The 23,461-nt window shown below is 35.4% G+C and carries 21 protein-coding genes and 1 pseudogene; 6 read left to right on the top strand and 16 right to left on the bottom strand.

Annotation, left to right across the window (positions count from 1 at the left end; all coding sequences use genetic code 11):
• Window positions 1-379 precede the first annotated feature (379 nt).
• From RB619_RS08140 to RB619_RS08085, 12 genes are all read right to left on the bottom strand, one after another.
• The gene (locus RB619_RS08140) at window positions 380-1,453 is read right to left on the bottom strand and encodes a BamA/TamA family outer membrane protein (RefSeq protein ID WP_308096216.1); all 1,074 of its coding nucleotides are present in this window, start codon (window positions 1,451-1,453) and stop codon (window positions 380-382) included.
• 43 nt (window positions 1,454-1,496) lie between these two features.
• Window positions 1,497-2,681, bottom strand: coding sequence for a BamA/TamA family outer membrane protein (locus tag RB619_RS08135; RefSeq protein ID WP_308096213.1), 1,185 nt, complete (start codon window positions 2,679-2,681; stop codon window positions 1,497-1,499).
• A gap of 69 nt (window positions 2,682-2,750) precedes the next feature.
• Complete coding sequence (locus RB619_RS08130; RefSeq protein WP_308071003.1) at window positions 2,751-3,719, bottom strand: transporter; 969 nt, start codon at window positions 3,717-3,719, stop codon at window positions 2,751-2,753.
• Window positions 3,720-3,764: 45 nt separating this feature from the next.
• Complete coding sequence (locus RB619_RS08125; protein WP_308096211.1) at window positions 3,765-4,964, bottom strand: helix-turn-helix domain-containing protein; 1,200 nt, start codon at window positions 4,962-4,964, stop codon at window positions 3,765-3,767.
• Window positions 4,965-5,091: 127 nt separating this feature from the next.
• The gene (locus RB619_RS08120) at window positions 5,092-5,670 is read right to left on the bottom strand and encodes a DUF4136 domain-containing protein (RefSeq protein ID WP_308071001.1); all 579 of its coding nucleotides are present in this window, start codon (window positions 5,668-5,670) and stop codon (window positions 5,092-5,094) included.
• A gap of 246 nt (window positions 5,671-5,916) precedes the next feature.
• On the bottom strand, window positions 5,917-6,654 hold the full coding sequence (locus RB619_RS08115) for a DUF6515 family protein (protein WP_308096208.1): 738 nt from the start codon (window positions 6,652-6,654) through the stop codon (window positions 5,917-5,919).
• Between the two features lie 19 nt (window positions 6,655-6,673).
• Window positions 6,674-7,414, bottom strand: coding sequence for a DUF2092 domain-containing protein (locus tag RB619_RS08110; protein WP_308070999.1), 741 nt, complete (start codon window positions 7,412-7,414; stop codon window positions 6,674-6,676).
• 28 nt (window positions 7,415-7,442) lie between these two features.
• Window positions 7,443-8,843 (bottom strand): DUF2252 domain-containing protein, encoded by a 1,401-nt coding sequence (locus tag RB619_RS08105; RefSeq protein WP_308096206.1) that lies wholly within the window; start codon window positions 8,841-8,843, stop codon window positions 7,443-7,445.
• 11 nt (window positions 8,844-8,854) lie between these two features.
• Window positions 8,855-9,634, bottom strand: a complete 780-nt coding sequence (locus tag RB619_RS08100; protein WP_308096203.1) for a DUF2490 domain-containing protein — start codon at window positions 9,632-9,634, stop codon at window positions 8,855-8,857.
• 291 nt (window positions 9,635-9,925) lie between these two features.
• Window positions 9,926-10,756, bottom strand: coding sequence for a hypothetical protein (locus RB619_RS08095; protein WP_308070996.1), 831 nt, complete (start codon window positions 10,754-10,756; stop codon window positions 9,926-9,928).
• Between the two features lie 100 nt (window positions 10,757-10,856).
• Window positions 10,857-11,873, bottom strand: coding sequence for an HAD family hydrolase (locus tag RB619_RS08090; RefSeq protein WP_308096201.1), 1,017 nt, complete (start codon window positions 11,871-11,873; stop codon window positions 10,857-10,859).
• Window positions 11,874-11,937: 64 nt separating this feature from the next.
• Window positions 11,938-13,512, bottom strand: coding sequence for an arylsulfatase (locus RB619_RS08085; protein WP_308096198.1), 1,575 nt, complete (start codon window positions 13,510-13,512; stop codon window positions 11,938-11,940).
• 850 nt (window positions 13,513-14,362) lie between these two features.
• Between RB619_RS08085 and RB619_RS08080 the strand changes: the two genes are divergently transcribed.
• The 4 genes from RB619_RS08080 to RB619_RS08065 all read left to right on the top strand — a co-directional run bounded on the left by RB619_RS08080 (window position 14,363) and on the right by RB619_RS08065 (window position 18,015).
• Window positions 14,363-14,614: a hypothetical protein gene (locus RB619_RS08080; protein WP_308096195.1), complete on the top strand. Its 252-nt coding sequence runs from the start codon at window positions 14,363-14,365 to the stop codon at window positions 14,612-14,614.
• Between the two features lie 114 nt (window positions 14,615-14,728).
• Entirely contained in the window at window positions 14,729-15,994 is a 1,266-nt protein-coding gene (locus tag RB619_RS08075; protein ID WP_308096193.1) for a chloride channel protein, read from the top strand.
• A gap of 136 nt (window positions 15,995-16,130) precedes the next feature.
• Window positions 16,131-16,583 (top strand): DUF420 domain-containing protein, encoded by a 453-nt coding sequence (locus RB619_RS08070; RefSeq protein ID WP_308071081.1) that lies wholly within the window; start codon window positions 16,131-16,133, stop codon window positions 16,581-16,583.
• A 406-nt stretch (window positions 16,584-16,989) separates the two neighbouring features.
• The gene (locus tag RB619_RS08065) at window positions 16,990-18,015 is read left to right on the top strand and encodes an NAD(P)-dependent alcohol dehydrogenase (RefSeq protein WP_308071080.1); all 1,026 of its coding nucleotides are present in this window, start codon (window positions 16,990-16,992) and stop codon (window positions 18,013-18,015) included.
• Between the two features lie 434 nt (window positions 18,016-18,449).
• Here the strand turns inward: RB619_RS08065 and RB619_RS08060 are convergent, their stop codons facing one another.
• From RB619_RS08060 to RB619_RS08045, 4 genes are all read right to left on the bottom strand, one after another.
• Window positions 18,450-18,737 carry a hypothetical protein gene (locus RB619_RS08060; protein WP_308071079.1) on the bottom strand — a complete coding sequence of 96 codons (288 nt, stop codon included), beginning with the start codon at window positions 18,735-18,737 and terminating at the stop codon, window positions 18,450-18,452.
• Between the two features lie 6 nt (window positions 18,738-18,743).
• Window positions 18,744-18,995, bottom strand: a complete 252-nt coding sequence (locus RB619_RS08055) for a DNA-binding protein (protein WP_308071078.1) — start codon at window positions 18,993-18,995, stop codon at window positions 18,744-18,746.
• A 1,558-nt stretch (window positions 18,996-20,553) separates the two neighbouring features.
• On the bottom strand, window positions 20,554-20,979 hold the full coding sequence (locus RB619_RS08050) for a response regulator (RefSeq protein WP_308071076.1): 426 nt from the start codon (window positions 20,977-20,979) through the stop codon (window positions 20,554-20,556).
• A gap of 892 nt (window positions 20,980-21,871) precedes the next feature.
• Entirely contained in the window at window positions 21,872-22,060 is a 189-nt protein-coding gene (locus tag RB619_RS08045; RefSeq protein WP_308071075.1) for a hypothetical protein, read from the bottom strand.
• 222 nt (window positions 22,061-22,282) lie between these two features.
• Here RB619_RS08045 and RB619_RS08040 point away from each other — a divergent pair, with 222 nt between their 5' ends.
• Together RB619_RS08040 and RB619_RS08035 are read left to right on the top strand one after the other, a co-directional pair.
• Entirely contained in the window at window positions 22,283-22,675 is a 393-nt protein-coding gene (locus RB619_RS08040; RefSeq protein ID WP_308071074.1) for a single-stranded DNA-binding protein, read from the top strand.
• 53 nt (window positions 22,676-22,728) lie between these two features.
• Window positions 22,729-23,283 (top strand): annotated as a pseudogene (locus RB619_RS08035) (DUF932 domain-containing protein); the annotation flags it as partial.
• Window positions 23,284-23,461 lie beyond the last annotated feature (178 nt).

Genomic DNA, 23,461 nt, shown 5'->3' with positions numbered 1-23,461 from the left:
GAGGCATACTTAGTGCCTATATGCTTATAATTTTTCTGATTCAATCAGAAGTCCAATCAAATCATAAGATGGTAAGATAAGCATTACTTTGAATGGGCTTTAATAACCTGAAAAATTTATTAATCGTAATGATATAATCTCGTAAATTCCCAAAATGTGACCACTGTTTTTTTTTACTCAACAATTCAATGCATCATTGCGCAGACCTAAATTCGGTTTATTTAGTTTTTTGCATTTTAAAATAGGCTGTAGATAATCTATATTATCAAATAAATTCTCTTTTATATTTGATTTTAAAAGACCTACATATATTTTGTTGCCACAGGAAAATTTGAGGACTTGGAAAATAGTAATGCCTCAGGTCATCGTTGTAAAATCACTAAAAAGCTTCTCCAATTCTAAAATATAGCCCCCAATCACCTTTTCCTACCGCTGCATCGAGCCCTACATTAAATTTTTCATGTTTAAAAGCCCGGTATCGATAACCAATGCCTGCTCCTGGGTAGAGCCCCCAATTGAAACTTTCAGTATCAGATCCGTAAATCGTGGCAACACCGGCAAATCCAACAAGCCCCATTTTTTTGCCAAAATTGTACCTGTATTCACCCTGTATGTCAATAAGTCCGTCACCCCGGTATTTTCCTTGGGAATACCCTCTTATATCTTCATTGCCAATAGTTATCTGCTGGTCAAAAGAGATATTCCCTAATCCAAATTTACCAGAAAAACGAGCAACCAGCACATCAGCAGCTTTTCGCATTGGAAAATATTTATTATACTCTGTAAGAATTTTGTTTGCACTAACCTCATTTCCAATCCATGTTGGATAACTTATCCATCTTAATTTAGTTTTAGTGCCTTTTGTAGGATAATAAATTGCATCTCTTGTATCGTACATAGCAATTATCTGTAAACCATTTGTATGTGTGATTGAAGATGGTTCTACATTGTCTTGATATGCAGTGTCATAATGGGCATATGAATAGCCAATACCGCCATAAAAGGCTTTGACTATTTTGTATTGAAGGGTTCCCCCTGCCATGATTCTCTTACTTTGATAATTGTAAAAAGCTGGTATATCGATATCGTCCTCGTAAAATTGTTCATTTTGATTACCGGCTGCAAAAAATAATTGCAGCCGCCATTGATCTTCTTTAAAATAAAATTTGTTAAACAGTGCTATAAAATACGATTTATTGGTAGTATATACGGCCGTTAATCCGGATAAAGATTTTGGAGATATTGTATCTGTTTTGTCGATTTTGTACATCATCATTGGAATAGCTCCAAACATAAAATCAAGAGTCCTGTTATAATTTAAATAAGGCATTATATTGAAATCTATGCTTTTGGTATGAGGACTTTGTAGCGCTGTAGTGTCCGCTGTTTTTTTCTGGCTCCATAGTACTGAGTAACATAAAAAAGATAAGAATAAAAGAAGGAATTTTTGCATAATTAGATTTTTTACGAGTTAATTTATTTCAGGGGAAATAAAATTATCGAAGCCAATTACTGCCAAAAACGACATAGTATGCCCAGTCTTCAGGACCTTTTGCTACATCAACACCCATTCGGAGTTTAAATTTTCGGGCTATAAGGTATCTGAATCCGGTACCATAGCTGTAAACAACAGGTTTGGCAAATGCTTTGTCCCAATCATCAAATGCGCTTGCAACACCGCCGTATCCCATAAGACTCCAGCGTCGGTATAAATCCCATCTTAATTCCCCTTCAGCAATAATGCTGGTTTTTCCCTGATATCTGGCCGCGGGAACTCCTCTTAAATTTATTCCTGGTCGAAGGTAAAAAGGGGGACTTCCAAATGCCTGCTCTCCCTCGAGTCTGAGCCCCCCAATTAATTTTTTAGTTAAGGGCTGATAACCAATTGCTGATAAATTTACCCTCCATGCCTCGTAATCACTTCCCAGTAAATTATCAGACCAGAAAAAATCAGCCTGCAGTCTTACTCCTTTATTTGGTGTAAATATATTGTCACGCCCGTCAAACTGAATTGCACCTCCTAACTGGCTCACGACACTTTTTATATCTTTAAGCTTTGCAAAGGCAGGGAGATTGTTTAAATCCGGAAAATTAATTTTAGAATCTAATAATAAATACTGAACCCCAGCACTCCATTTTGCATTTCGAAACTGCTTCATGACTCGGGAGTAGAACACAAATGATTGAAAATTAAGATCAATTTTTGCATCCTCACCAGTAGGTAAATTTTCATAAAAAGACATATTGACATCACCATAACCAGCTCCAACACGATACATTATTTTAGATTTTATAAAACTTCCGGCGCGAAATGCTCCTGCGGCCCAGCTTTTATTTCCAGTATATAGAGCCGCTGCTCCAGTAATATCAGGATCGATAAACCTTTTTTTTCCGTTTTGGTCAATAATTGGGTCGTGTTTTTTAAGAAAAACAGGTACAATGGCTCCGCCAATACCGCCTAAAGCAGGTTCGGTAATAAGGGTAGGGATCACTATAAAACCATGAGCGTATATTAAAAAATCACTAACATCAAAGGCGCCGTCAAGGGAATCTTTAAAAACAGTATGATGTTTTTGACTTCTTACAGTATGAATCGAAAATAAAAACAATGCGCAGATTAAAAATAATTTAGTAATAAATTTTCTGCCAGAATCATTATAATGTGAACAATAATTTTCCATTTTTTATAATTTAAGATTTATTTCCAATAGCATTATTCCCAATAAAACTACTTCAGGGTGATCTTTTCTTTATTTTTTTTCAAATTTAAAAACGTGGGCAAGAGTAAGAAAAAAAGTGTTTCCCTGAAATCTGTTTATAGCATCTGCTTCCGTAATCCAGCGAAGCCCGGCCGAGGTGCTGCATCCTATATGAAAGTAGTTTACCTCGGCTCCAATTCCGCCGATGCTGTCATTTTTACCCTCTACAACGCCAATTAAAGGCAGAGGAATTTCATCACTTGTGACCTTATATTGCAGATAATAAATTAATCCCGCATTCAGCAGCCCTTTTGGAGCTGATTTTTCAGAATTCATAAAATAGAATGTTTTGCCCAGTCCTCCTTCAATACTTAAAATATCTCCGGTTTTGATATCCGTATCTTTCTTCTTCCCATTTATTTCATATGACGCCAAAGCTGAAAAATGAAATGTTTTTTTTTCGTTAAAAAAGAAGGTTGTCCCCGCTGAAAATTCATTCATAAACATGCCCAGTCCACTGTTGTCTGATGCTCCTGCAGTAAATTTTCCTGTTGGCAGATACATTTGGTAGCTAAAAACAAAATCGGCTCTTTTAGTATGCCACCCAAGCTGCAGGGGTTGAATATATGTATCGGTGAAAGCCAGGGAATTTCTGGAGTCAACATTATTTCCCTGAATTGTATTTCCAGCAAAAGCCAGAAGGACAGTGGCGCCGTAATTGGCTCCGAGAATCTTAAAACTGCTGACATATGATGCGCCTGCGCCTGTAATGCTCATAGTTAAATCAGGATTGACAGCTGTCTTTTCGCCCGAGGCATTGCGAAGAGAGGATGCCGTGTAAAAATATCCGGGAATATATACGCTTAAAGTATTTTCAGGTGTCTGGGTCCCGGACTGCAGTCCCATTGCCCCCAATATATGCCCTCCTTTGAGCTGTGCCCGGCTTAAAAAACCTGATAGCATCAGCAGTAAAGTGATTAATTTTATGGTTCGTATATGGCATTTAGACTTTGTTTGCATAATCATAGTTTTAAAAATTAAGAAGTTCAAAATTTTAAATTTCCTTTATTTGCTATAATTGTAATTAGGATTTCTTTTTTGTGGTTTGACTCTGATTAGTTTGAAATATTCTGAAGGAGATTTCCCCGTATGTTTTATAAATGCCCTGAAGCAGGTTGTCCTGGATTTAAAACCAGATGCCCAGGCCATACCTTCTAATGATAAACCTTCCCATTTGGAACTATTAATTTTTTCCTTAAAGTATTCTATTCTTTTAAGGTTTACATAGTCATGAAAGCTGGCATTAAGTTCTGAATTGATCAGATTGGAAAGCTGGTTTACTGATAGGCCAATTTCAGATGCTACATCCCTAATAGTTAGATCTTTTCGTAGAAATCTTTTCTTTTTGCTAAAAATATTTTCAAGACGAGCGAGATACAGGTATTTTTTTTCTGACTCAAAATTTGATTCCCTTATAAACGGTGTGTTTTTTGTTTTGAATTCTGTTTCTAAAACTTTTTGATCATCATCAATCAGATAGAATTCATTAGTGTTTAGATGTAAGCCTGTATCATAGAATACCTGAGGCTGAAAGTACAGCCAGGTGCATGTAAAAAGCAAAGCTAAAGAAATTAAGCAGTACGATGAGAAACTTATATTATCGTGGGTATTTAGAAAATAAAGCACAAACAGGGTAGAAAATAAAAAGAGCGTCATCAGATTATATACCCTGATCCATGTCAAAGCCTTTATTTTGTTAATTTCTTTTTCTGTAAATTTTTGCCAGTCATAATTTAGAATCATAACAGTCTGTAGAAGTGCGTAAAGAAGCCACATTGTCAAGCTCAGAAAAGATAACGGGTTATAAAAGCTAAAAGGCAAAGGCCGTAGAATGTTAAGAGAGAAGAAACTATCAAGCCACATCATTGTACTTAGAGAAAAGTAAAGGATAAATGGCAGAAAATGCAGCCAGTCATACTTTTTATATTTCAGGTTTGCAGACAATACAGATCGTATGTAAAGGAAGGCACATGGAGCCGCAAGAAAAATAAATGATCTGGCAATAATTAAAATATCTGAAAACTCTTTGATTGTAGCAGAGGCTAAATGAAAATTATATATGCTTACAAAAGAAAGACTCAAGAGAAAAAGACCTAAGAAAAAGCTTGCTTCATATTTTTTTTTCGAAAGCAGAATTACAAAAGATAGTGCCAGACCAGCTATTGCAGCTATAAAGAAGGAAAGTAAAAGTATGGTGTCTTTCATAGGTTTGAATCTTTTTTTGGATTTGTCGTCTTATATAAAATTACAGACTATCAAATTTTGGTTGTATTTTTAAGTATTATGCCTTTGGTTCCAAATCAGCATAATACTTTTTAAATTAATGCACATATTATTTTTTAGTGCCGCCGGGCGGAAATCCTGCAAGAATTTTTTTGATCGAATCAGCGATAAATTCTTCAGGGTTATCAGGTCTGCTGTCAATCTGGGAATTTCCGATTCCCTGCCATAATAATTTTTGAGTTTTTGTAGATACAATATCAATTATTAGAGAGCCGTCAACATAATCATAGGTATTAAAGGATGTAGTGGCACCACCCATCATTGCACCGCCGCCCCAGTATCCATAAGGGCGGTACATTCCTCCATAGCCATAAAAATCAGAGTTAGCCGTAACCTGGGTTTTATTTTTTAAAATTGTTACTGCGTTTACTTTTAGATCTGGATTAGAGGCTGTTTCAATGAAACCTTTGCTTATCATTTCACTGCGTATCGCTTTTGTAATTCGATCTGCATTTAACTGGTTTATCTGTCCCTGCTGCGCTTTTAAATCATAAAGAGAAAAAGTCTTATACTCTTTGAAGTTTACTGCATGGTCGTAATCAGTTGTAACATTTACAGTTGGAGAACAGCTGTAAAACAATCCAAGCATCAATGCTTGGATTATTCGAAGATTTATTTTGATGTTCATCTTATGGTTATTTTAAATTAATGATTGAACTAGTTTAACTTGAAGGTTAAAATTCAGCTTAAACAATTACAATGTATGCATGGCTCTGTAAATTGGATGCTTTTTCTTTTATAAGCCGCTGACTAGTTGGTTTTTGTAATTGTGTTAAAAAAACAGTATGATTTTTTTTGGTAAAAGATTTCTGATTCCTGCTTTATGTTTGCTAATCTTTTTCATAATATGATAAAATATTAAATTTCCAGTTTCTTATTTTCCCTGAACAACAACATAGCTGTCCTGGCCGTCTTTAGAAATAGGCTGGTAATAAACATTATTATAAATCATGTATTTTTGGCCGTCTATAGTTTTTTCTTCAGCTCCCTCAGGCAGATGCATAACAATGGCTCCAACTGGCGCATTTACTACTTTGTATTTATTGGATGCTTTTGCATAGTAAGCCCCTCCATAGTAGTAATAGGCTGTCCCGGTAACATTAATGGTAACATAACCTTTTGGCAGTTCTGAGATCGTTGCCCCCAATGGTGCTGGCACTACTTTGTACCCACCAGATTCTTTTTGGTAATACACTCCATCATCATAATGGTATTGATTATTTTCAACCGTAATTACAATGGCAGCTGTTGTTAATGTTGCCATAAAAAAACCTATCGGGTACCATGTTGGTCCCCAATAGTAAGGCACAAAAGGATGGTAGATATAGGGATATGGAACTGGATAAGGGTGAAACGGTGGCGGTAATGGTCTTGGATATGGGTGCGGGTACGGATGTGGCGGCGGCGGTAATGGACGAGGCGGAACCGGTCTTGGTCCAGGCGGTATTGGTCTGGGCATCGGACGAGGCATCGGTGCTGGTCTGGGCATTGGTCTTACGGGGGTAAAATGACCAAAACGCTGTGCTGCTGCTTCTTCTGGAATCATAAGTAACAGAGCAAAAAAAGCCGTAATTATGATGCTGATTTTATTTTTAGATGGATATGACTTCATAACTATATCGTTTATAGGATTATTTAGTGGTTTCTCTAGGTGCAAGTCTTACTTTAGTAGCTTTTGGAGGTGTTATGAATTCAAACATAGAATCTGGATAATCCAGATTAACGGCCCAATCTTTATAAAGAGCTTCATATTGAGGTTTGTCTTTATCAGAAGTATAAATAATGACCAATTTTACAGGCAGGTGCAGGTCGTCATTACCTACCCAGAATTGATAGCTTTTTGTTTTATCATTTCCGATAATATGAAAACACTCACGGCCATCGACTATTGTTTTTCCCAGAAAAATTAAATTTCCTTGTTCTGAGAGCAGATCTTGTAAAAAAGCAGGGTAGAAAAAATCTGCCCCGGGAAATTCAATGCCAAATTTTTTACTTACTTCATCAATGGTTTCAATTATTGAACCGGGAGCGGTGGTAAAACCGTAAGTATTATTATCAAATGAATAATAATTTAGTTTTTTACCATTGTACCATAAAGCACGGGTTCCTTTATCACCAACGGAAGAAATCTTCATTTTATCAGGAAACGTCATAATAACTTTGTCCGTTGTGCTGTGTTTTACAAGTCCCAAGCTTTCGTTGGGCACATCATAAGTTGTAACAGCTGTGAAACTGCAGGACTTTATATCCTGCAAGGTTTCGGCAGCTCGGTGTAAAAGATAAACTGCAGAAGAATCAATACGCTGCGTCTGGCCTTTTGATGTGATTGACATAATCACAAGACCTATCAAAAACAAAAACTTTTTACTCATATATTCTATTTTATTAATTACTATATGCCTAGATTTCCGTAGAAATAGGCAGTTTTCCCTCTTTTACAGCTTCAAGCATTTTACTATAATCTGATTGGTTTTGGTCTGCATATGAAATTGAAAATTTTGCAATAGCATTAGCAAACTCATTACTTTTTCCCATGTAACCTGATAATACTGAAGGGTCTCCCGTACGAGCATGGGCTCTTGCAAGGGCCCAGCCGCATGCCTTTGCATAATCTTTAAGATTTTTTGGTTTCATAATTTCAAGAACTGGTTTTATTTTGGTATCCCTCAGCTGTCGTATATAGACAAACTTGCCATTATCATCATTTGTCCATCCTAAAAATATATCTGATGCAGACTGCATCAGTTTCTGACCTTTTACAATACGTTCGCCCTGATGACTGTACTTTCCTTTATTTTTTAAGTTCGATTCTAATACACTTAGCCTGGCTTCTTTAAATTGCAAAAAAATGGGTTCCCCTGTGGCTGACATTAATAAACTGATGCCGCAGCGGGTACCAACACTTCCAATTCCAACTACTTTTATTGCCAGATCATGCAAAGTGTACCTGCTTAGTAGTACTTTTTTTTCATCAGACAATGTTTCAAGGTAACGTCTATGTATGGTTTCTGCTTCTTTTAAAATTTGTATTCCCTCATGATCTATTGGATGAAAAATTAAAGGAGGATTATCTTTTATACGGGCTCGAGAGCCTTCAAGTTGTGTCATTTTTGCAAACTCTTTTTCATGGGCTGTATGTTCTGCTGCTTTTTTTATTTGTTTCTGCTGAAAAGATTTGATATCTTGGTCATGCCCTTTTTCAATCAATTGGGCTAAATCTATATCGGCGTACCAAATTTGAAGAGCAGATAGTTTGCTATATTCTATCATGTGCCTTTTATAGCTGTCCGCTGCAAGCCAGGCGGATTCCTGACAGGTTTTATTGGAAAATTTTTTTGATCTTCCGGCGATAACAAAACTTGTCGCAAGTCTTTTTATATCCCATTCCCAAGGTCCTGGAAACGTTTCGTCAAAATCATTAATGTCAAAAACCAATTTACGCTCTGGAGTTGCAAATCCTCCAAAATTCATTAAATGACAATCACCGCAAAGCTGAAGATCAATTCCTGTATTAGGTGTTTGTGCTAAATCAGAGGCCATTATTGCAGCAGCTCCTCTAAAAAATGCAAATGGCGATTCTATCATGCGTGAATATCGGATAGGCAGCAAACTCTCGATTCTGCCAATACTGGTTTTAATCAGCACTTCTACTGGATCTTGACGATTTTCGGTTGGAGCCCACTGCTGCTGCTGGGAACGAGGCGTAACTTTTCTGATCGCGGCACCTTTATCATAACGTGCTGCTTTTGATGCTGCCGGATCAAATTTATTATCATTGATTGATTTGAATTGGTCAGTCATAACTTCTAGATTTATTTTCTTTTAAATGGCAAATCTGTTGTAAGGGTAATTCTGATTGTATGATTCATTCGGCTTAAACCATTTTCAGTATCTGATGATTTAAAAAAGACCTGATTCATATAGCCCAATTCCATTCTAATTTCTCTTCGTTTATCAAGACTGTAAGCGGCACCTAAATACAACCTGTTTTGATCCAAATAATTCTCATCACTACTTGCTGCATTGGTTCTAATATGAAGTTCATCATAAATCACAGCGGCCCATCGGGGTTTGAACCAATATTGGTACCGGAGCTGGTAGCGAAACGTATTTTCGAACTTATAGTAATCAAAATGGTCACTTTGGCTGTATGGATCGTCTTTTCTTCCAAGCCAGCGCTGTTCTAACCTAAAACGCTGCGACCATACTTTATTTCCCTCTTTTTTGACTATACGCCAGATAAATTGTTCGTATACTCTATAATCCGGATTATTGTACGGCAAGGAAAGTTCGTCATAAGGCAGATCCCATTGATAAGCAATACCCGCGCCTAACCGGTTCCCGTTTCTAAGATAATAATTGGCTCCTGCTCTGTAAAAGGCTCCCTGCAGCTCTGATACCAAATCACTTCCTTTTGAATATCCTTCCAGCAGTAAACCCCATCTTCCATCTTCTTTAAAGGGCAGATACATTTCATAACCAATCCAAGCCGCAGTATTTTGAACCATTTTTTGCCCCATTGTTTCGATACTAGATATTACCGTAAATACAGTTAAAACAAACAGTGTTTTATTAATTTTGATTATTGTCATATCATCAATCAGATTAGTTGCACTATTTTAATAACTTTTAAAACGGTTTTCATTTTACTTTTTATCCTTTTGTTTCTATTTGTTTTTAATTCATAGAAAAACGCAATAAAGGGAACAAAATCTTTTTTCCTAGATTCAATAGAAATAAATGCTCTTTAAATTTATATCGTTATCTGAAGTTTTAATGTTTATTGAAAAGGAACTTTAATAATTTAAGGTTAGTTTTTTTATAATTGTATTGGTAAGCTGTTTTTCTGTTAAGTATTTTTATAATTTGGTAAAAATCCTTTTTTATGATTCAGGAAATACAAAAGCCAAAACTGCTCTTAAACCCCAGTCAGGTTTAGATTCTGATGGCCCAACAACTGGAATCAAAGGCATTATCGCAAATTGAACCATTTGTTTTCCTACTTTTGTCACCCCGCCCACAGATGGATTTATGGTGATCATTGTTGTTTTTCCTTCCCAATTTTGAGTTATTTCGGCATTAACCCCTAAACTGGCACCACTCTTATAACTATGAGAAACAAATATCTGTGTGTAGAACTGATTAAAATCAGCACGGTCTTCATCACCTGCCACAGACCAAATTTGATTAGCAATAAAACCTACTGAAAGCCCTTTTCCTTGATGCATCACTAATGCGCTTGGGCCTACTCCAAACTTCTCGGTCCCTAAAAATTTATCAGTTGCAGTAGGCACTAAAAAAGCAGGACCAAAACCATAAATTAACCCTTTACTTTTAGGAGCAAAAAAAGCTGTCACCGTTGCATCACTTAAACCAAATTGATGTGTATTTTCACCTGTTATATCTCTTTGATCTACCACTGGGAGAATATAACGTGTTATTAAATTTAAATTCTCTGACAATTTGAACGGAATTACCGGCTGTACGTTTATAACATACTTTGATCCGTTATACGGACCTATGCCGTAATTCAGATTATTTTGTAAAGGGACACTAATAAGACTTGCTACCGGATTTGCTAATTTATCAGCTATTTCCTGAGCATTTGCTCCTGTTTTAGGTGCTTCTTCTTGAGCAGATACAGTAAAATTCAAAAGAAAAAAAGTTATACTGAATAATATTTGGATCGAGCGACTTGATATGGTAGATTTCATAATTGAATACTTTTAAATTTTTGTAATTGTAAAAAAAAGCGTACAGCTTTTATTTAAAAGCTGTATTGCTAAAAAAAAATAACTAACCACAACCATTTTTTTATTTATCTGTAAAAACCTTTTTCCAATCGTCTTTAATACTAACGACATGGTATTTGTATTTTGCTGCAGTATTTAATGACAGGTTATCTTTTTCCTGATAACTGTATTCTCTGATCGAATCATTATGATTTACAATTAATTGAAAAGAAGGGTATTTGTTTCCTTGCGAATATCTGAGCATGGCAAGATCACCGGCACCGCCTTCGTTTCCGCAGGCAAAAACAGGACGTTGGCCAATGTGTAATTGAATGCCAACAGGTTTTCCTTCTTTATCATTAAAATGACCCAAAGCAGGCTCTCTTTGCACTATGTTTTTAGCATCATCAAATTTGTATTTGAAAGAAGTTCCTACGACCTGCTCTTTTGGAATTCCGTAAAAATCAGCAGATATTGCCCGGACCAATTCAACAGTTCCACCTGTTACAATGAAAGTTTTGAAACCATTTGCACGCAGATAATTTAAAAGTTCTAACTGCGGTTGGTATCTGATTTGTTTTAGAGGGACATTTTTGCCGGGAAACTTGGTGTTTGCAAAGAAATCTTTAGCATCTGTTTCAAATTCATCTTCAGTCATACCGGTATGAGTTGCTGCCACTAATTCTATTAGTGCTTTGTCACCGCCTTTTTCAAAAAAAGCTTTATCTTTCTCAACTACAGCCTTAAAAGGTTGTTTTTGTGCTAAGGCAGGATTAGCTTCCACCATTTTTTTTACTCTGTAAAACGCAAATAATTCCTGAACATAAGGTTTTTCAGCCCAAAGTGTTCCGTCATTATCGAATGTCGCAATTCTATTTTCGACCGGAATAAAATCAGGACTTCCTTCTTTGGTTACTTTTTCAACATAAGCAATGATGTCTTTCTTTAAAGTTCCATCATTCCAGCTTGGCAGAGGATCTCCGCTTGTTGCCGCAACATTAGCATTGGTTGAATCTGTAACAATATTATTCTCTGATTTATCTTTGCATGAAACAAGCAAAAAAATCAAAACTGGTATAAATAGCACTTTTTTATACATATCAAAAACATATTAAATTAAAAAAAAACAGGATGGTAAAAAATCCTGTTTTTTTTACAGTTTATTACTTTTTCTTAGTGGTATTATTCTTTTGAAGGGTTCTTTCTAGTTTTATATCATCTAAGGTCTGTCTTAGTACCGTTGTAGGATTAAAACTTGGCGGAAAAGAGCGAGGCGGATAATCTTTGAATGTGGCTGCAAATGCAAAAACATCGTTCATCATACCATAAGCAGCACCAACATGGTTAAGATTCCAATCCCAGTAAGTATTTGAAGTGATATCAGCTCTTTCAAAAGGATCCTGCATTAAATTAAATATCTTTTGTAAACGCAATTCCGTAAAAGGTTCTGCCCACAATCCCATAGTTCCCTGCAGACGTTGCTCAGCAAATACATATTTATAGTCTCCTTCACGTAAAGCCACCAACAAGCCATCATCATCAGAATAGAAGAATTTGTCTCTTACACTCTTTCCGGTCCCGCGTAACAATGCCGACTGATCAAACCCGTCTAAATGTACTTTATAAGTATTCCCATTTGCTTTATACCCTGTTAATGCTTTTTTTACTAAATCCGGCTCGCCTGCTATCGAAGCCAAGGTTGGCATCCAGTCATTATGAGACATTAGTTCGTTGCTTATTTGTCCTGGTTTGATTACCCCTGGCCATCTAACCACACATGGTACGCGGAAAGCACCTTCCCAGTTGGTGTTTTTCTCCGAGCGGAATGGAGTCATAGCCCCATCAGGCCAAGTGTTCATATGTGGCCCGTTATCTGTTGAATACACCACAATAGTATTATCGGCAATTCCTAAATCGTCCAATGCTTTTAAAAGATCTCCAACAATTTGATCATGTTCAATCATACCGTCAATGTACTCACTGTCTCCGTGTGTGTATTTACCGCGGTGCTCTTTTCTTACGTGTGTGCGTAAATGCATGCGAGTAGCATTGAACCAAACAAAGAAAGGCTTGCCGGCAGCATTTTGTCTTTTAATATAATCAATAGCAGCTGCAGAGGTTTCATCATCAACTGTTTCCATTCTCTTTTTAGTCAGGGCTCCTGTGTCTTCAATTTTTTGCTTGCCTATTTTCCCAAAACGGGCATCAGGAATACTTGGATCGTCAACATTTGTTGCCGTACATCTTAAAACACCTCTTGGTCCATATTTTTTAACATATTCAGGATCTTTAGGATAATCCGGCAACTCTGGCTCTTCTTCTGCATTTAAGTGATATAAATTTCCAAAGAATTCATCAAAACCATTTACCGTTGGCAAACTCTCGTTACGGTCTCCTACGTGATTTTTACCAAATTGTCCTGTTGCATAGCCTAAACCTTTCATAATGCCTCCAATAGAAGGATCTAACTGGCTCATTCCCATTGGTGCTCCTGGGAAGCCAACTTTAGTTAGGCCGCTGCGAATTCCGTGCTGACCTGTTAAAAAAGCTGCTCGTCCAGCAGTACAGCTTTGCTCGCCATAATACTGTAGAAATCGGATCCCTTCGTTTGCGATTCGGTCTATGTTAGGGGTTGTGTACCCCATGAGTCCATCGCTGTAAGCACTAACATTGCTTATACCAATATCATCTCCCCAAATAACAAGAATATTTGGTTTTTTATTGTTCTGGGCCTTCACTTCGATTCCGCTAAAGGATAGTAATACAACCAAAAGAAGCGCGTTTTTTAATCCATTCTTAAGTCTACTTTGTTTCATAATGATAAAATTTGTTAATAAATTTGAAAAAATCGAAAGCGTAACTATAGTTAGTTTTAGAACTGTAAGGCAGTGATATTGAAATGTACTTTTGAAATTATGAGAGTTGAGTTTTTCTTTTATGATGTCTCATTTATCAAATTTAACAAAAATTTACAGCGTATTTTGTAATTACGACTCAGTAAAGTTGTTGCAAATTATAATTTGCAACATGATTTGATGAAAAAAAGTAATTAATTATAACATTTTTGTATTTATAAAATGACCTAAAAATACTATTGTGTTGAAGATCACAGAAATAGTATTTTATTGATAAAAGTTTATTGTTGATTTTAAGTAATTGTTTTTCAGTTACTTATCTATCTTTGTTCTGAATAGGCACCATTGTTTTTTATGAAATATTCAAGATTTGCAAAAAGAGAAGCTTGAATATGAAAATTTACTTTTGAGGGAAATACAATTTTTAATATATCAGCAAAAAAAATATGTTTTTGGTGTAAAATGAAACAAGAGTAATGAAAAGCAGCATCTAATATCCAATATTGATTTAAGTTTTAAGTTTTTTTGCTGCAGCTAATCAACTAATAAAGGAATATTATTGGACACAAAAGAAGACTGTCGTCAGTGATTGATAATTGTATTGTACAATTCAAGAAGAAATTAGACAGAAAATTGCCATGAAAGAATTAAAAATTATGCCGATTGGTATTACAGCAATGAATTGGCACCGTATTTTGAGATAGAGGAGGAATATATTTTTCCGATATTAGGAATGGAAAATGAAATAATTAAAAAAGCATTAAAGCTGCATCGAAGAATAAAAAAACATTTTACAAAAAATATTGAAGTTGAAAAATCATTAAGCCCTATTGAGGAAGATCTTGAAATATTAATACGTTTCGAAGAAAAAAAAATATTTACTTTAATCAGAAACAATATGGCATCAAATCAAATTACAGTAAGCGAAAAAGCTTTCTTTCATGAATTAAATGACAAAGAATGGCACGACCTCTTTTGGCTTTAAAAAATCTTTTAACGATTCACTATTAATTTTCTAAGTAAAAAAAATAGAAAATACAAATAACCTTTTTTAATATTTAACTTTGCTTTTTTAAACAAAAAAATATTTACCCGCTAAATGGAAAGACACAAGATAATTCATCGAAACTACTTTAAACTTATACTTATATCTATTTTTGTTGGGCTCTGCGGGGCATTGCTCGCATTTTCACTAAAAAAGCTAACAGAATTTTTTGAACACTGCCTATTTAATATTGCCAGCAATTATTCAGTAGCAATAATTTTATTTCCTACAATTGGAATTACCGCGATTTATTTTTTGAGAAAATATGCATTCAAGAATAGGAAAAATAAAGGAATAACCGAAATATATAAAACACTTGACCAGCGCAAAGACCATTTGCCTTTATTCAAAATACCCTCGCATTACATTAATGGTTTTCTAACAGTAATATTCGGAGGTTCCACCGGTATAGAAGTATCTACTGTAGTGGCCACGGCTACTATTGGAAACTTTGCTTACAAAAAGAATTTGTCTGCAAAAATATATAAAAGGGAATTAATCTGTGCAGGGGTGACCGCGGGAGTTGCTATTTTATTTTGCAGTCCTCTGGCTGGCTGGTTATTCGCTATGGAGGTTATTGCAAGGAAAATAAGCAAAACATTGGTTATTGCCTGTACTTCTTCAGCATTAGTAAGCTGGCTGTTTATTTCTTTATTTGATAATAAACCTTTACTCTTATATACTATTGCAGATTGGAATTGGACGGCTTTTCCGTTTTTTATTATTTTAAGCCTTTTTGCAGCAGTTTTAGCAGTTTATTTCACACTTTTAGTTACCCGGATTAAAGGTCTTTTCGGTGCTATTTCGAACAATTTCATACGTGTTAATTTAGGAGCTTTGATTGTTGGGGTATTAATTTACTTTTACCCAGGCTTATATGGTGATAGTTACGATGCCCTTCGAGAGGTGCTGCACGAATCAGCAACAACTCCAAACGTTTCATTTTTTTTCTTATTAATCATTACAATGCTAAAACCGCTGGCGGCATCCCTTACACTTGGTGCAGGTGGAGACGGAGGTGTATTTGCACCTAGTATTGTTTGCGGAGCATTTTTAGGGCTGCTTGTTGCCTTTATCGGGAATAATTATTTTGGAGCAAATTTAATTCCATTAAATTTTGCCTTGGTAGGGGCAGCTGCTGCTTTATCTGCTTCTCTTTTTGCTCCCTTTACTTCTTTGGTTCTGATATGTAATTTACTTCCAAACGGATATTTATTGTTTGTTCCTATTTTATTCGGAAGTGTAATTTCGTATTTTTTTTCAAAAAAACTTTTGCCTTATAATGTGTATTCCTATGATTTTTATCTGGCAGCAAAGTAATGGTTGATCGATAAAAAAAAAGGACTTCGCAAACTTGAAACGTTAAAGGTTAATGCAAATTAAAGCTCGAAACAAATGATTCGCAGGAAAACATCTACTTTGAATACTTAAATAAAACTTAATTAAAAACAAAAAAATGAATGCAACTATTGTTATTATGACTGCCGTTTTACTGCTCACGCTTTTTTCTCCTTTTGGGGTTTACTATGGAGTGAAAATCGCAAAGAAAAGAAATTATCAAACCCATCGCAGGATCCAAAATATTACTTTTATTATATGTGTTATTGGTGTTTTAGCATTAGAAGGATTAATTCGGTCAGCCGGCGGATCTGGCAGTTTAGCTTCTCAAGGTAATTATTATAATACCAGCTTCTTTAAAATTACTTTATTCTCTCATATCATTATTGCAGTTTTAAGTTATTTGCTATGGACAATTCTAATTGTAATTTCTAATATTAAATTTCAAAAAAGTCTTCCTGGAAAGTTTTCTACAGTCCATAAGAGATTAGGATATGTTATTTTTGGGGGTTTAATTTACACCGCAGTTACAGCTCTCGCTGTATACTTGATGACTTTAAACCTAATATAAAATTTGCTTTAAAGATAGTCCTGTTTTAGCAGTGAACATACTCAATACGCTTTATTGATTGGGATTTTTAAATAATAATTTAATCAGGCAAAAGCTTTAAGATCCCTTGTGGATATAATTTTCAGATTGCGTTTATTTTAAAACTTTTGAAATGCCGCAGCAAATGAAGTATTATTTTTCATTAATGAAGAAATAAGGGAAATAGCAGGGATTACAATAAATTGAAGTTGAGTATTGCAGAATCATAAAAAATGTGTCAGAGATACCTTATGCACGTGAATTATTTGTACATCCCAAGAGCATAAGATGTTTATTAACAAAACTTTAAAAAACACCTGCTGCGCAATTAGCTTTTTTTTTGTAAATTGCTTCTTACGAAATTATGATTTAAAAAAAAATATAAGTTATGAAAGCAGCACGCTATTTTGGACATAAAGATGTAAGGGTAGTTAATGATTTGGAAAAACCTGTTCCCAAAGGAGATGAGGTTTTGTTAAAGATTGGTGGGGCAGGAGTCTGTCATTCTGATCTGCATATTATTGATGAGGGCACAGTTGGTGATATGGTGTTTACTCTCGGTCATGAAAATGCCGGATGGATTGAGGCGGTTGGTGAAACTGTAAAAGATTATAAAAAAGGCGATGCCGTACTGGTATATGGACCTTGGGGATGCGGACATTGTAAACCATGCCAGCAGTCGAAAGAAAATTACTGTGACCATCAAAGTGAATTAGGCTACGGAGGAGGGCTGGGCCTTAATGGCGGCATGGCAGAATATATGCTGGTGCCATCCTCTAGATTATTAGTGCCTATTTATGACCTGGATCCGGTAATTGCGGCACCATTAACTGATGCCGCTCTTACGCCTTACTCAGCAATTAAAAGGTCGCTGCCTAAACTTATGCCGGACGAGTATGCTGTAGTTATAGGAGTGGGAGGATTAGGCCACGTTGCAATACAGATTTTAAGAGAAATATCAGGCGCCGCAATAATCGCATGCGACGTGACCCAGGATAAGCTGGTATTCGCCAAAGAACTCGGAGCTGCTTACACTATTAATTCTAAAGATGCCGATGCCGCGGACCAGATTTTAAAAATTACAGGAATAAAAAAAGCCAAAGTGATTTTGGATTTTGTAGGCGCAACCTCTACGATAGAACTGGGAACTAAAATTGTTGGTATGGACGGTGATTTAACCATTGTCGGACTAGGCGGGGGATATTACCAATACAGCATGAATGGGTTGCCCTTTGGTGTCACTATGACTAATCCATACTGGGGATCCCGTATAGAGCTAATGGAGGTTGTGGGACTGGCAAGACAGGAAAAAATCCATATTGAAATTGAAAAGTTTGCTTTGGAGCAGATAAATGAAGTTTACGATAAAATGCGTCGCGGGCAGATTAAAGGTCGTGCCGTATTGATTCCATAGTCTGCAGTCTTAAAACCTGTAATTTTATATAGATAGAAAGATTGCGACAAATTTTAAACTGCCCGGCAGTTATATTATAGAGGCCATTGGAAGACAATGGCTTTTTTTGTTCTGCAATAATAATATTAGCACTACTATTATTATTATTATTATTATTATTATTATTATTATTATTATTATTATTATTATTATTAAAAGCAATTTACTTACCAATCTGCTAAAATAATGATAATTCATTAATATGAATAATGATCAATAATGATGAATAATGATGGATTATCATTATTGAAAGCATAAATTTTTAACAGCTCGTTTAAAGGCAGTCAGAGGCGCTTTATTTTTGATGTTAAACTGGTACTAAGCACATTGATGTGTTTAATTTGAAAAAGTGCGACTTAAAAAAATAATGAGATCTGCTGTCTGATTGCTCTCTTTTATTTAATTGACAACAGTTCAATTTCACTTTGATATCCTGGATTATAAGAGGGTGTATATTTGATATACCCCATTGTCTGCAGCTCTTTAAAATATTTATGGTAAGTAGGCAGGGTTTTTACATGCGACAACGACATTATTCTGCTTCTGCTGACTTTAATAATTTTAGATTGGCGCTGTCTGTATCCTAGATACAAAACTGCACTGAGTAATGAAAAATGCCATACATTTAATCTGGTATCTTTTTCAAATAGCTTTAAGTAATCAAATAGAGTATTTATTTCCATAACCTATTAATCTTTAAAAAGATCTGCCAGATCATTTTTACTGTAGTAATAAGAACCGAGTATTTTTCTGCACCTTACTTTTCCAGTTGTACGAAGACTCTGAAGTGAGGCCGAAGAAATACTCAATGCTTTTTTTACAACACAGCTTTTGAGCCAGTCAGGAATGAATTCTTCTTGCTTCTGGCGATCAATTCTTATTTCATTAATGATCATCAGCGTAAACTGTCTTAAATCGTCTTTTGTTATTTGCTCGCTCATAATTTTTTTTATTTTGTTTAATCAATTTTATGACCATATAAAAATATACAGTTTAAAAATTCTTAATCATAAATGGCTTTCGAAGACCTGTTTTGACTTTTTTTTTCTGATTACTGGTATAAAACACGAATGTGCAGAATCATTTAATGAACCGTGGAAAGAGCCATATTTATAGCGCTTAGAAAGCTTTTTAAAAATTTTCGTACCAGATGCTGCAATGTGCTTCATTACTAAATTTAAAGTTTTGAAAAATCCCTTGTGCCGCAATTTTGCCACAAAATATTAAATGTGATTTTTTTTTTTGTGTTATTCTACCTTGCTGCCCAGATGTAATGCCATTACTAGCTGTTTATTGCTTATAAAAGCAATCATATTAATTAAGCCAAAAATTATTCTATAAAAAACACACAGAGTGATTCTATAATTAAAAGCAGATCTATTAAGAGTAATAGAACAAGCAGAACCTCGAGATGAAGATTTTAAATAAATGTGCAGCGATTTTTTTCTTGAACTTAAATTTTTTATAAAAAGATATTGTCAAATTGCTGGTTATCAGAGCTTAGATTACCACAGGAGACTTTCTAGCAGATGAGTTCTGTTGTCGTTTTTGGCTATCCTTTGTTGATGCTTGATCTCTCAGCTGCATCGCTTATTTAAGAATGAAAGTGATCCTTAGAACAGTATATATAAGATTTCACGAAATCTATATTTCTTAAAAATTTTACTTATGTAAAGTGAAGGCGCTTATCAGGATAGCAGATTAGTTTTTTAAGCCCATAGTTTATTTCAGTGCGCAGATTGAAACATACAAAAAAGCCGCAAGAGTAACAATTAAAGCGGCGAATAGAATAAAAATAATTCGGTTTTGTCGACGATCAATTTTGGATATTCTTTGACTTAGTTTAATTTCTTCTTTATCTTTTATGTCTTGATATTTATCTTTCATTATAGCAAAGATATTAATTAGTGTCATATTTTTTTTACGGCATTACGTAACGGATTATGTTTTTTGCAGCAATTGAATAAAAATGAAATTTCGATCGTATTTAAAATACATTGGGCAGTTGTTATGCCTTGTTTTATATTTTGCGGCCTTTTTTGCTTGAATTTTGTTTCTTGTTATTTGTAACTAAACAATTCAATGGATTAAAACTTATGCCTGCGCCTGTATCTGTAAAATTAATGCAATGAGGTTTGAAAAAGATTTGATAAAAAATAAACACTGAGCGTTTATCAAAAGTGAGCAGTAAAAATAGTATCGGTAATCTTGTACTGTTGAGTTAAATACTGTTTAAGAAAAATGGTATTTATTATTTATATGCTAATGGGCACCTTTTTATATGGTATTGCATATAACTATTGGGGTTTGCCTTTCCTTTATAGCTGTATCTTGATCTTTAATTTTTATTTTGATACTATCAGTTGTATAAGTTTGTTGGTTTGTATGTAATAGAAATAACAATCAGTATCATCCCGACAAACAATGATTTGAGCAGGCAACATTCTAAAATGAATTGGTATTGTTGCCATTTCGATGGTCATTAGTGATTTATTTAAATTAAACCACTGATTTTGGGGTAAGGCTCGTACGCCAATATTCTACAATATTTTGGATCATTTTTTTCAAGGATTCAAAATCATCTCCTTTTTTAAAATAGCCATGTACCTGGCAGCTATACGCTTTTGCTATGTTCTGGGGATCTTTTGATGTGGAAAGGAAAATGTAGGGCACACATTTTTCACATAGGTCCTTGTTGGCAAGAATTTTGTTCCTTAGTTCGTAGCCATCCATTTTTGGCATGTTGATATCTGACAGTATCATAAAGGGGCTCACATCCGGATCTGATAAGTATGTTTCAACCTGGGTTGGATCTTCAAAAAAAACGATTTTATTGGGGTAATCCAAGATATCAAAAATGTCATTGAGCAGTAGCCTGTCATCCTCATCATCCTCAATAATTATTATTTCTCCGCTTCTTCTCATTTTTCGAAAGTTTGATTAATATTTTTTTTAGAAATTATCTTACGGATTCACTTTAGTGTAATTTTACTACTAATAAATTTATAATTTATTTTGTTAAATAATAGTTTGATTAGTTTTTTTTAACAAAATTTCAACTAATGGAGAAAAAAGATATATTTCAGCACAATCTTAAGTGTTAAATCATCTTCAATTTCAGAACAAACTGATGGATAATTATTCGACTTAGGCAGCTATACAAAAAAACGATGTCTGTTTTAATTTTTGTTGCTTTGAAAGGCTGATGTATTTTATAATATTTCCCCCTTTGTGGTAAAATTTTAAATGTATTTAAAATGTCAAATGGAAAAACCCGCCGATACTCTTACGTACCGGACGGGCGTCCATAATAAACATAATCTTCCATTTTATGTCTACTTACAAAATCTTTCCTGGTCTATTATTAGTCTGCACTAAATTGGTCATTTTTTTTTAATCATGGAAATTTAAATATTTAAAATACAAGTGCTGCCACAGCAGTATCTGCATACTGCTAATGTTGTGATCCTGCCATTATTTGTTGTGGCTAAGTAATAATTCTTTTGCAAAACAAGTGCATCAAATGAAATTACAATTCACTTCCAAAACGTTTCTTAAATGATATTTATTGTATGTCTGTATTTGAGGGCAGCTATGAAATCAGTATCTGTGTCATGTCATTACTAGAATAAATGGCACGATACAGGATGTAATCCAGCTGCAGCAGGGAATAACTTCGAATTAATGCTGCAGATAGTTTGATCTATTCCAATTAAAAGTTTTTCATCTCCCGGGATGACTGCGTTTCGGTAAAACTTAAATCAAGAATAGCATCTAGGACTGCCTCATGCCAGGATCAATAATGGAAAAAGTAGATTCATGCGCAGGCCTGCTTATTTTTTTCTTCCTCGTTGTATTTCTTCCAAAGTATCTCAATTGCTTCCCGCTGCTTTTTATCAAAAAACCAGTATGCTGTTTGTCCGATTTCAAGAGCAAAGGTAACTCCGTGTTCCGAGCGTACCAGCAAGGCCGTGTCTTTCAGATTTGCTAAAAAATCTCCACCCATCCGGGTTGTATTTTTTATCAAAGCCCTGCCGGTGCTGAACACTAACCTTTTTATGCTCCTGAAACCAAACAAAGCATACTCCGGCTCTTTAGACGAATAAAAAAAAATGTCAGAAATGAAAAATGAAATATTGAAAACAGCAGTGATGAAACAAAACAGCGCCTCCTCTCATTGCCGAATAAATTTCAAAAAAATAAAAATTAATCATAAAAATCAGAAATCATGAACATCATTGGAAGAGTGACAAAAGATGCAGAGGTACGCACGTTGCCCGACAGCAGACAGGTAGTGAATTTTTCAGTAGCCATCAATGACAGCTACCGCACTAAAGAAGGCAACAAAGTAGAGCAGACTACATTTTTTGAGTGTGCCTACTGGATAAGCCCGAAAGTAGCCAGTATCCTTACTAAAGGCACTGTTGTGGAACTGACAGGAAGGGTAAGCGCAAGGGCGTGGACAGGCAATGACGGAGAACCCCGAGCAGGACTGAATTTCAATACCGCACAGATTAAGCTCCACGGGGGCGGTAAGAAATCCGATACGGCGCAGTCAGCTGTTAAAGTTGAAAAGAAAATACTTAAAGCAAAGCCTCCGAAAGATGATGTCCCATTTTGACATCTGGCAGAGAACATTTTAGGGCAATTATAAACTTTTAAGAATTAGTTATCATGGCACATAATATCAATTATAACGATAAGACAGGGAAATATTCATTTTTCAGCGTGAATGAAAATGCATGGCACGGTCTGGGGCAGGTTGTGGAGCAGTATCCGACAAGCGGGGAAGCCATCAGACAAGCAGGACTGGATTACGAGGTGGCAAAAAGCCCTTTATTCACAAAAAGCTCAGGTATCTTGCAGGATGCTGACAGCATAGAAATAGGAAGCACGGAACTGGAAGTAGACGGCTGTTTTGCGAATATCCGCACAGATAACAACACCGTACTGGGGGTAGTGGGCAGAGATTATCAGATTGTACAGAACCGTGAAGCGTTCAGTTTCTTTGATGCCATAGTAGGCGGTGGCAAAGGCATTCTGTACGAAACAGCAGGGGCTTTAGGCAGGGGGGAACGCATCTTTATTACAGCGAAACTCCCTGATTATATACGTGTAGGGAAAGGGGATGATGTAATTGAAAAGTATATTTTCCTGACAACTTCACATGATGGAAGCGGAAGCATTACCGCAGCATTCACACCCATACGCATTGTCTGCCAAAACAGTGCGACTCGTTGTGCAGCCTAACAAGCTGTACGGGCTTCACCTCTATAGGTGGGCTTAATTTTTAATTAATTCAGTGAAATGCTGATGTTGGCGGCTTATCCAACAAAGTCCATCCGACCCTTAACCTGCCCAAGAGAACAGGGAATGGGAAGCTCGGAGAAAAGTCAATCCTATGGAG

It is taken from the genome of Flavobacterium sp. LHD-80, from assembly GCF_030929605.1.
In the GTDB taxonomy this organism is placed as follows: domain Bacteria; phylum Bacteroidota; class Bacteroidia; order Flavobacteriales; family Flavobacteriaceae; genus Flavobacterium.
This window is presented reverse-complemented; position numbering and strand designations above follow the sequence as displayed.

Coding starts and splice junctions, on each gene's coding strand:
- RB619_RS08140 (WP_308096216.1), bottom strand. CDS start 1,453: ATGCAAAAATTCCTTCTTTTATTCTTATCTTTTTTATGTTACTCAGTA.
- RB619_RS08135 (WP_308096213.1), bottom strand. CDS start 2,681: ATGGAAAATTATTGTTCACATTATAATGATTCTGGCAGAAAATTTATT.
- RB619_RS08130 (WP_308071003.1), bottom strand. CDS start 3,719: ATGCAAACAAAGTCTAAATGCCATATACGAACCATAAAATTAATCACT.
- RB619_RS08125 (WP_308096211.1), bottom strand. CDS start 4,964: ATGAAAGACACCATACTTTTACTTTCCTTCTTTATAGCTGCAATAGCT.
- RB619_RS08120 (WP_308071001.1), bottom strand. CDS start 5,670: ATGAACATCAAAATAAATCTTCGAATAATCCAAGCATTGATGCTTGGA.
- RB619_RS08115 (WP_308096208.1), bottom strand. CDS start 6,654: ATGAAGTCATATCCATCTAAAAATAAAATCAGCATCATAATTACGGCT.
- RB619_RS08110 (WP_308070999.1), bottom strand. CDS start 7,414: ATGAGTAAAAAGTTTTTGTTTTTGATAGGTCTTGTGATTATGTCAATC.
- RB619_RS08105 (WP_308096206.1), bottom strand. CDS start 8,843: ATGACTGACCAATTCAAATCAATCAATGATAATAAATTTGATCCGGCA.
- RB619_RS08100 (WP_308096203.1), bottom strand. CDS start 9,634: ATGACAATAATCAAAATTAATAAAACACTGTTTGTTTTAACTGTATTT.
- RB619_RS08095 (WP_308070996.1), bottom strand. CDS start 10,756: ATGAAATCTACCATATCAAGTCGCTCGATCCAAATATTATTCAGTATA.
- RB619_RS08090 (WP_308096201.1), bottom strand. CDS start 11,873: ATGTATAAAAAAGTGCTATTTATACCAGTTTTGATTTTTTTGCTTGTT.
- RB619_RS08080 (WP_308096195.1), top strand. CDS start 14,363: ATGGAAAATGAAATAATTAAAAAAGCATTAAAGCTGCATCGAAGAATA.
- RB619_RS08075 (WP_308096193.1), top strand. CDS start 14,729: ATGGAAAGACACAAGATAATTCATCGAAACTACTTTAAACTTATACTT.
- RB619_RS08070 (WP_308071081.1), top strand. CDS start 16,131: ATGAATGCAACTATTGTTATTATGACTGCCGTTTTACTGCTCACGCTT.
- RB619_RS08065 (WP_308071080.1), top strand. CDS start 16,990: ATGAAAGCAGCACGCTATTTTGGACATAAAGATGTAAGGGTAGTTAAT.
- RB619_RS08060 (WP_308071079.1), bottom strand. CDS start 18,737: ATGGAAATAAATACTCTATTTGATTACTTAAAGCTATTTGAAAAAGAT.
- RB619_RS08055 (WP_308071078.1), bottom strand. CDS start 18,995: ATGAGCGAGCAAATAACAAAAGACGATTTAAGACAGTTTACGCTGATG.
- RB619_RS08050 (WP_308071076.1), bottom strand. CDS start 20,979: ATGAGAAGAAGCGGAGAAATAATAATTATTGAGGATGATGAGGATGAC.
- RB619_RS08045 (WP_308071075.1), bottom strand. CDS start 22,060: ATGGGTGGAGATTTTTTAGCAAATCTGAAAGACACGGCCTTGCTGGTA.
- RB619_RS08040 (WP_308071074.1), top strand. CDS start 22,283: ATGAACATCATTGGAAGAGTGACAAAAGATGCAGAGGTACGCACGTTG.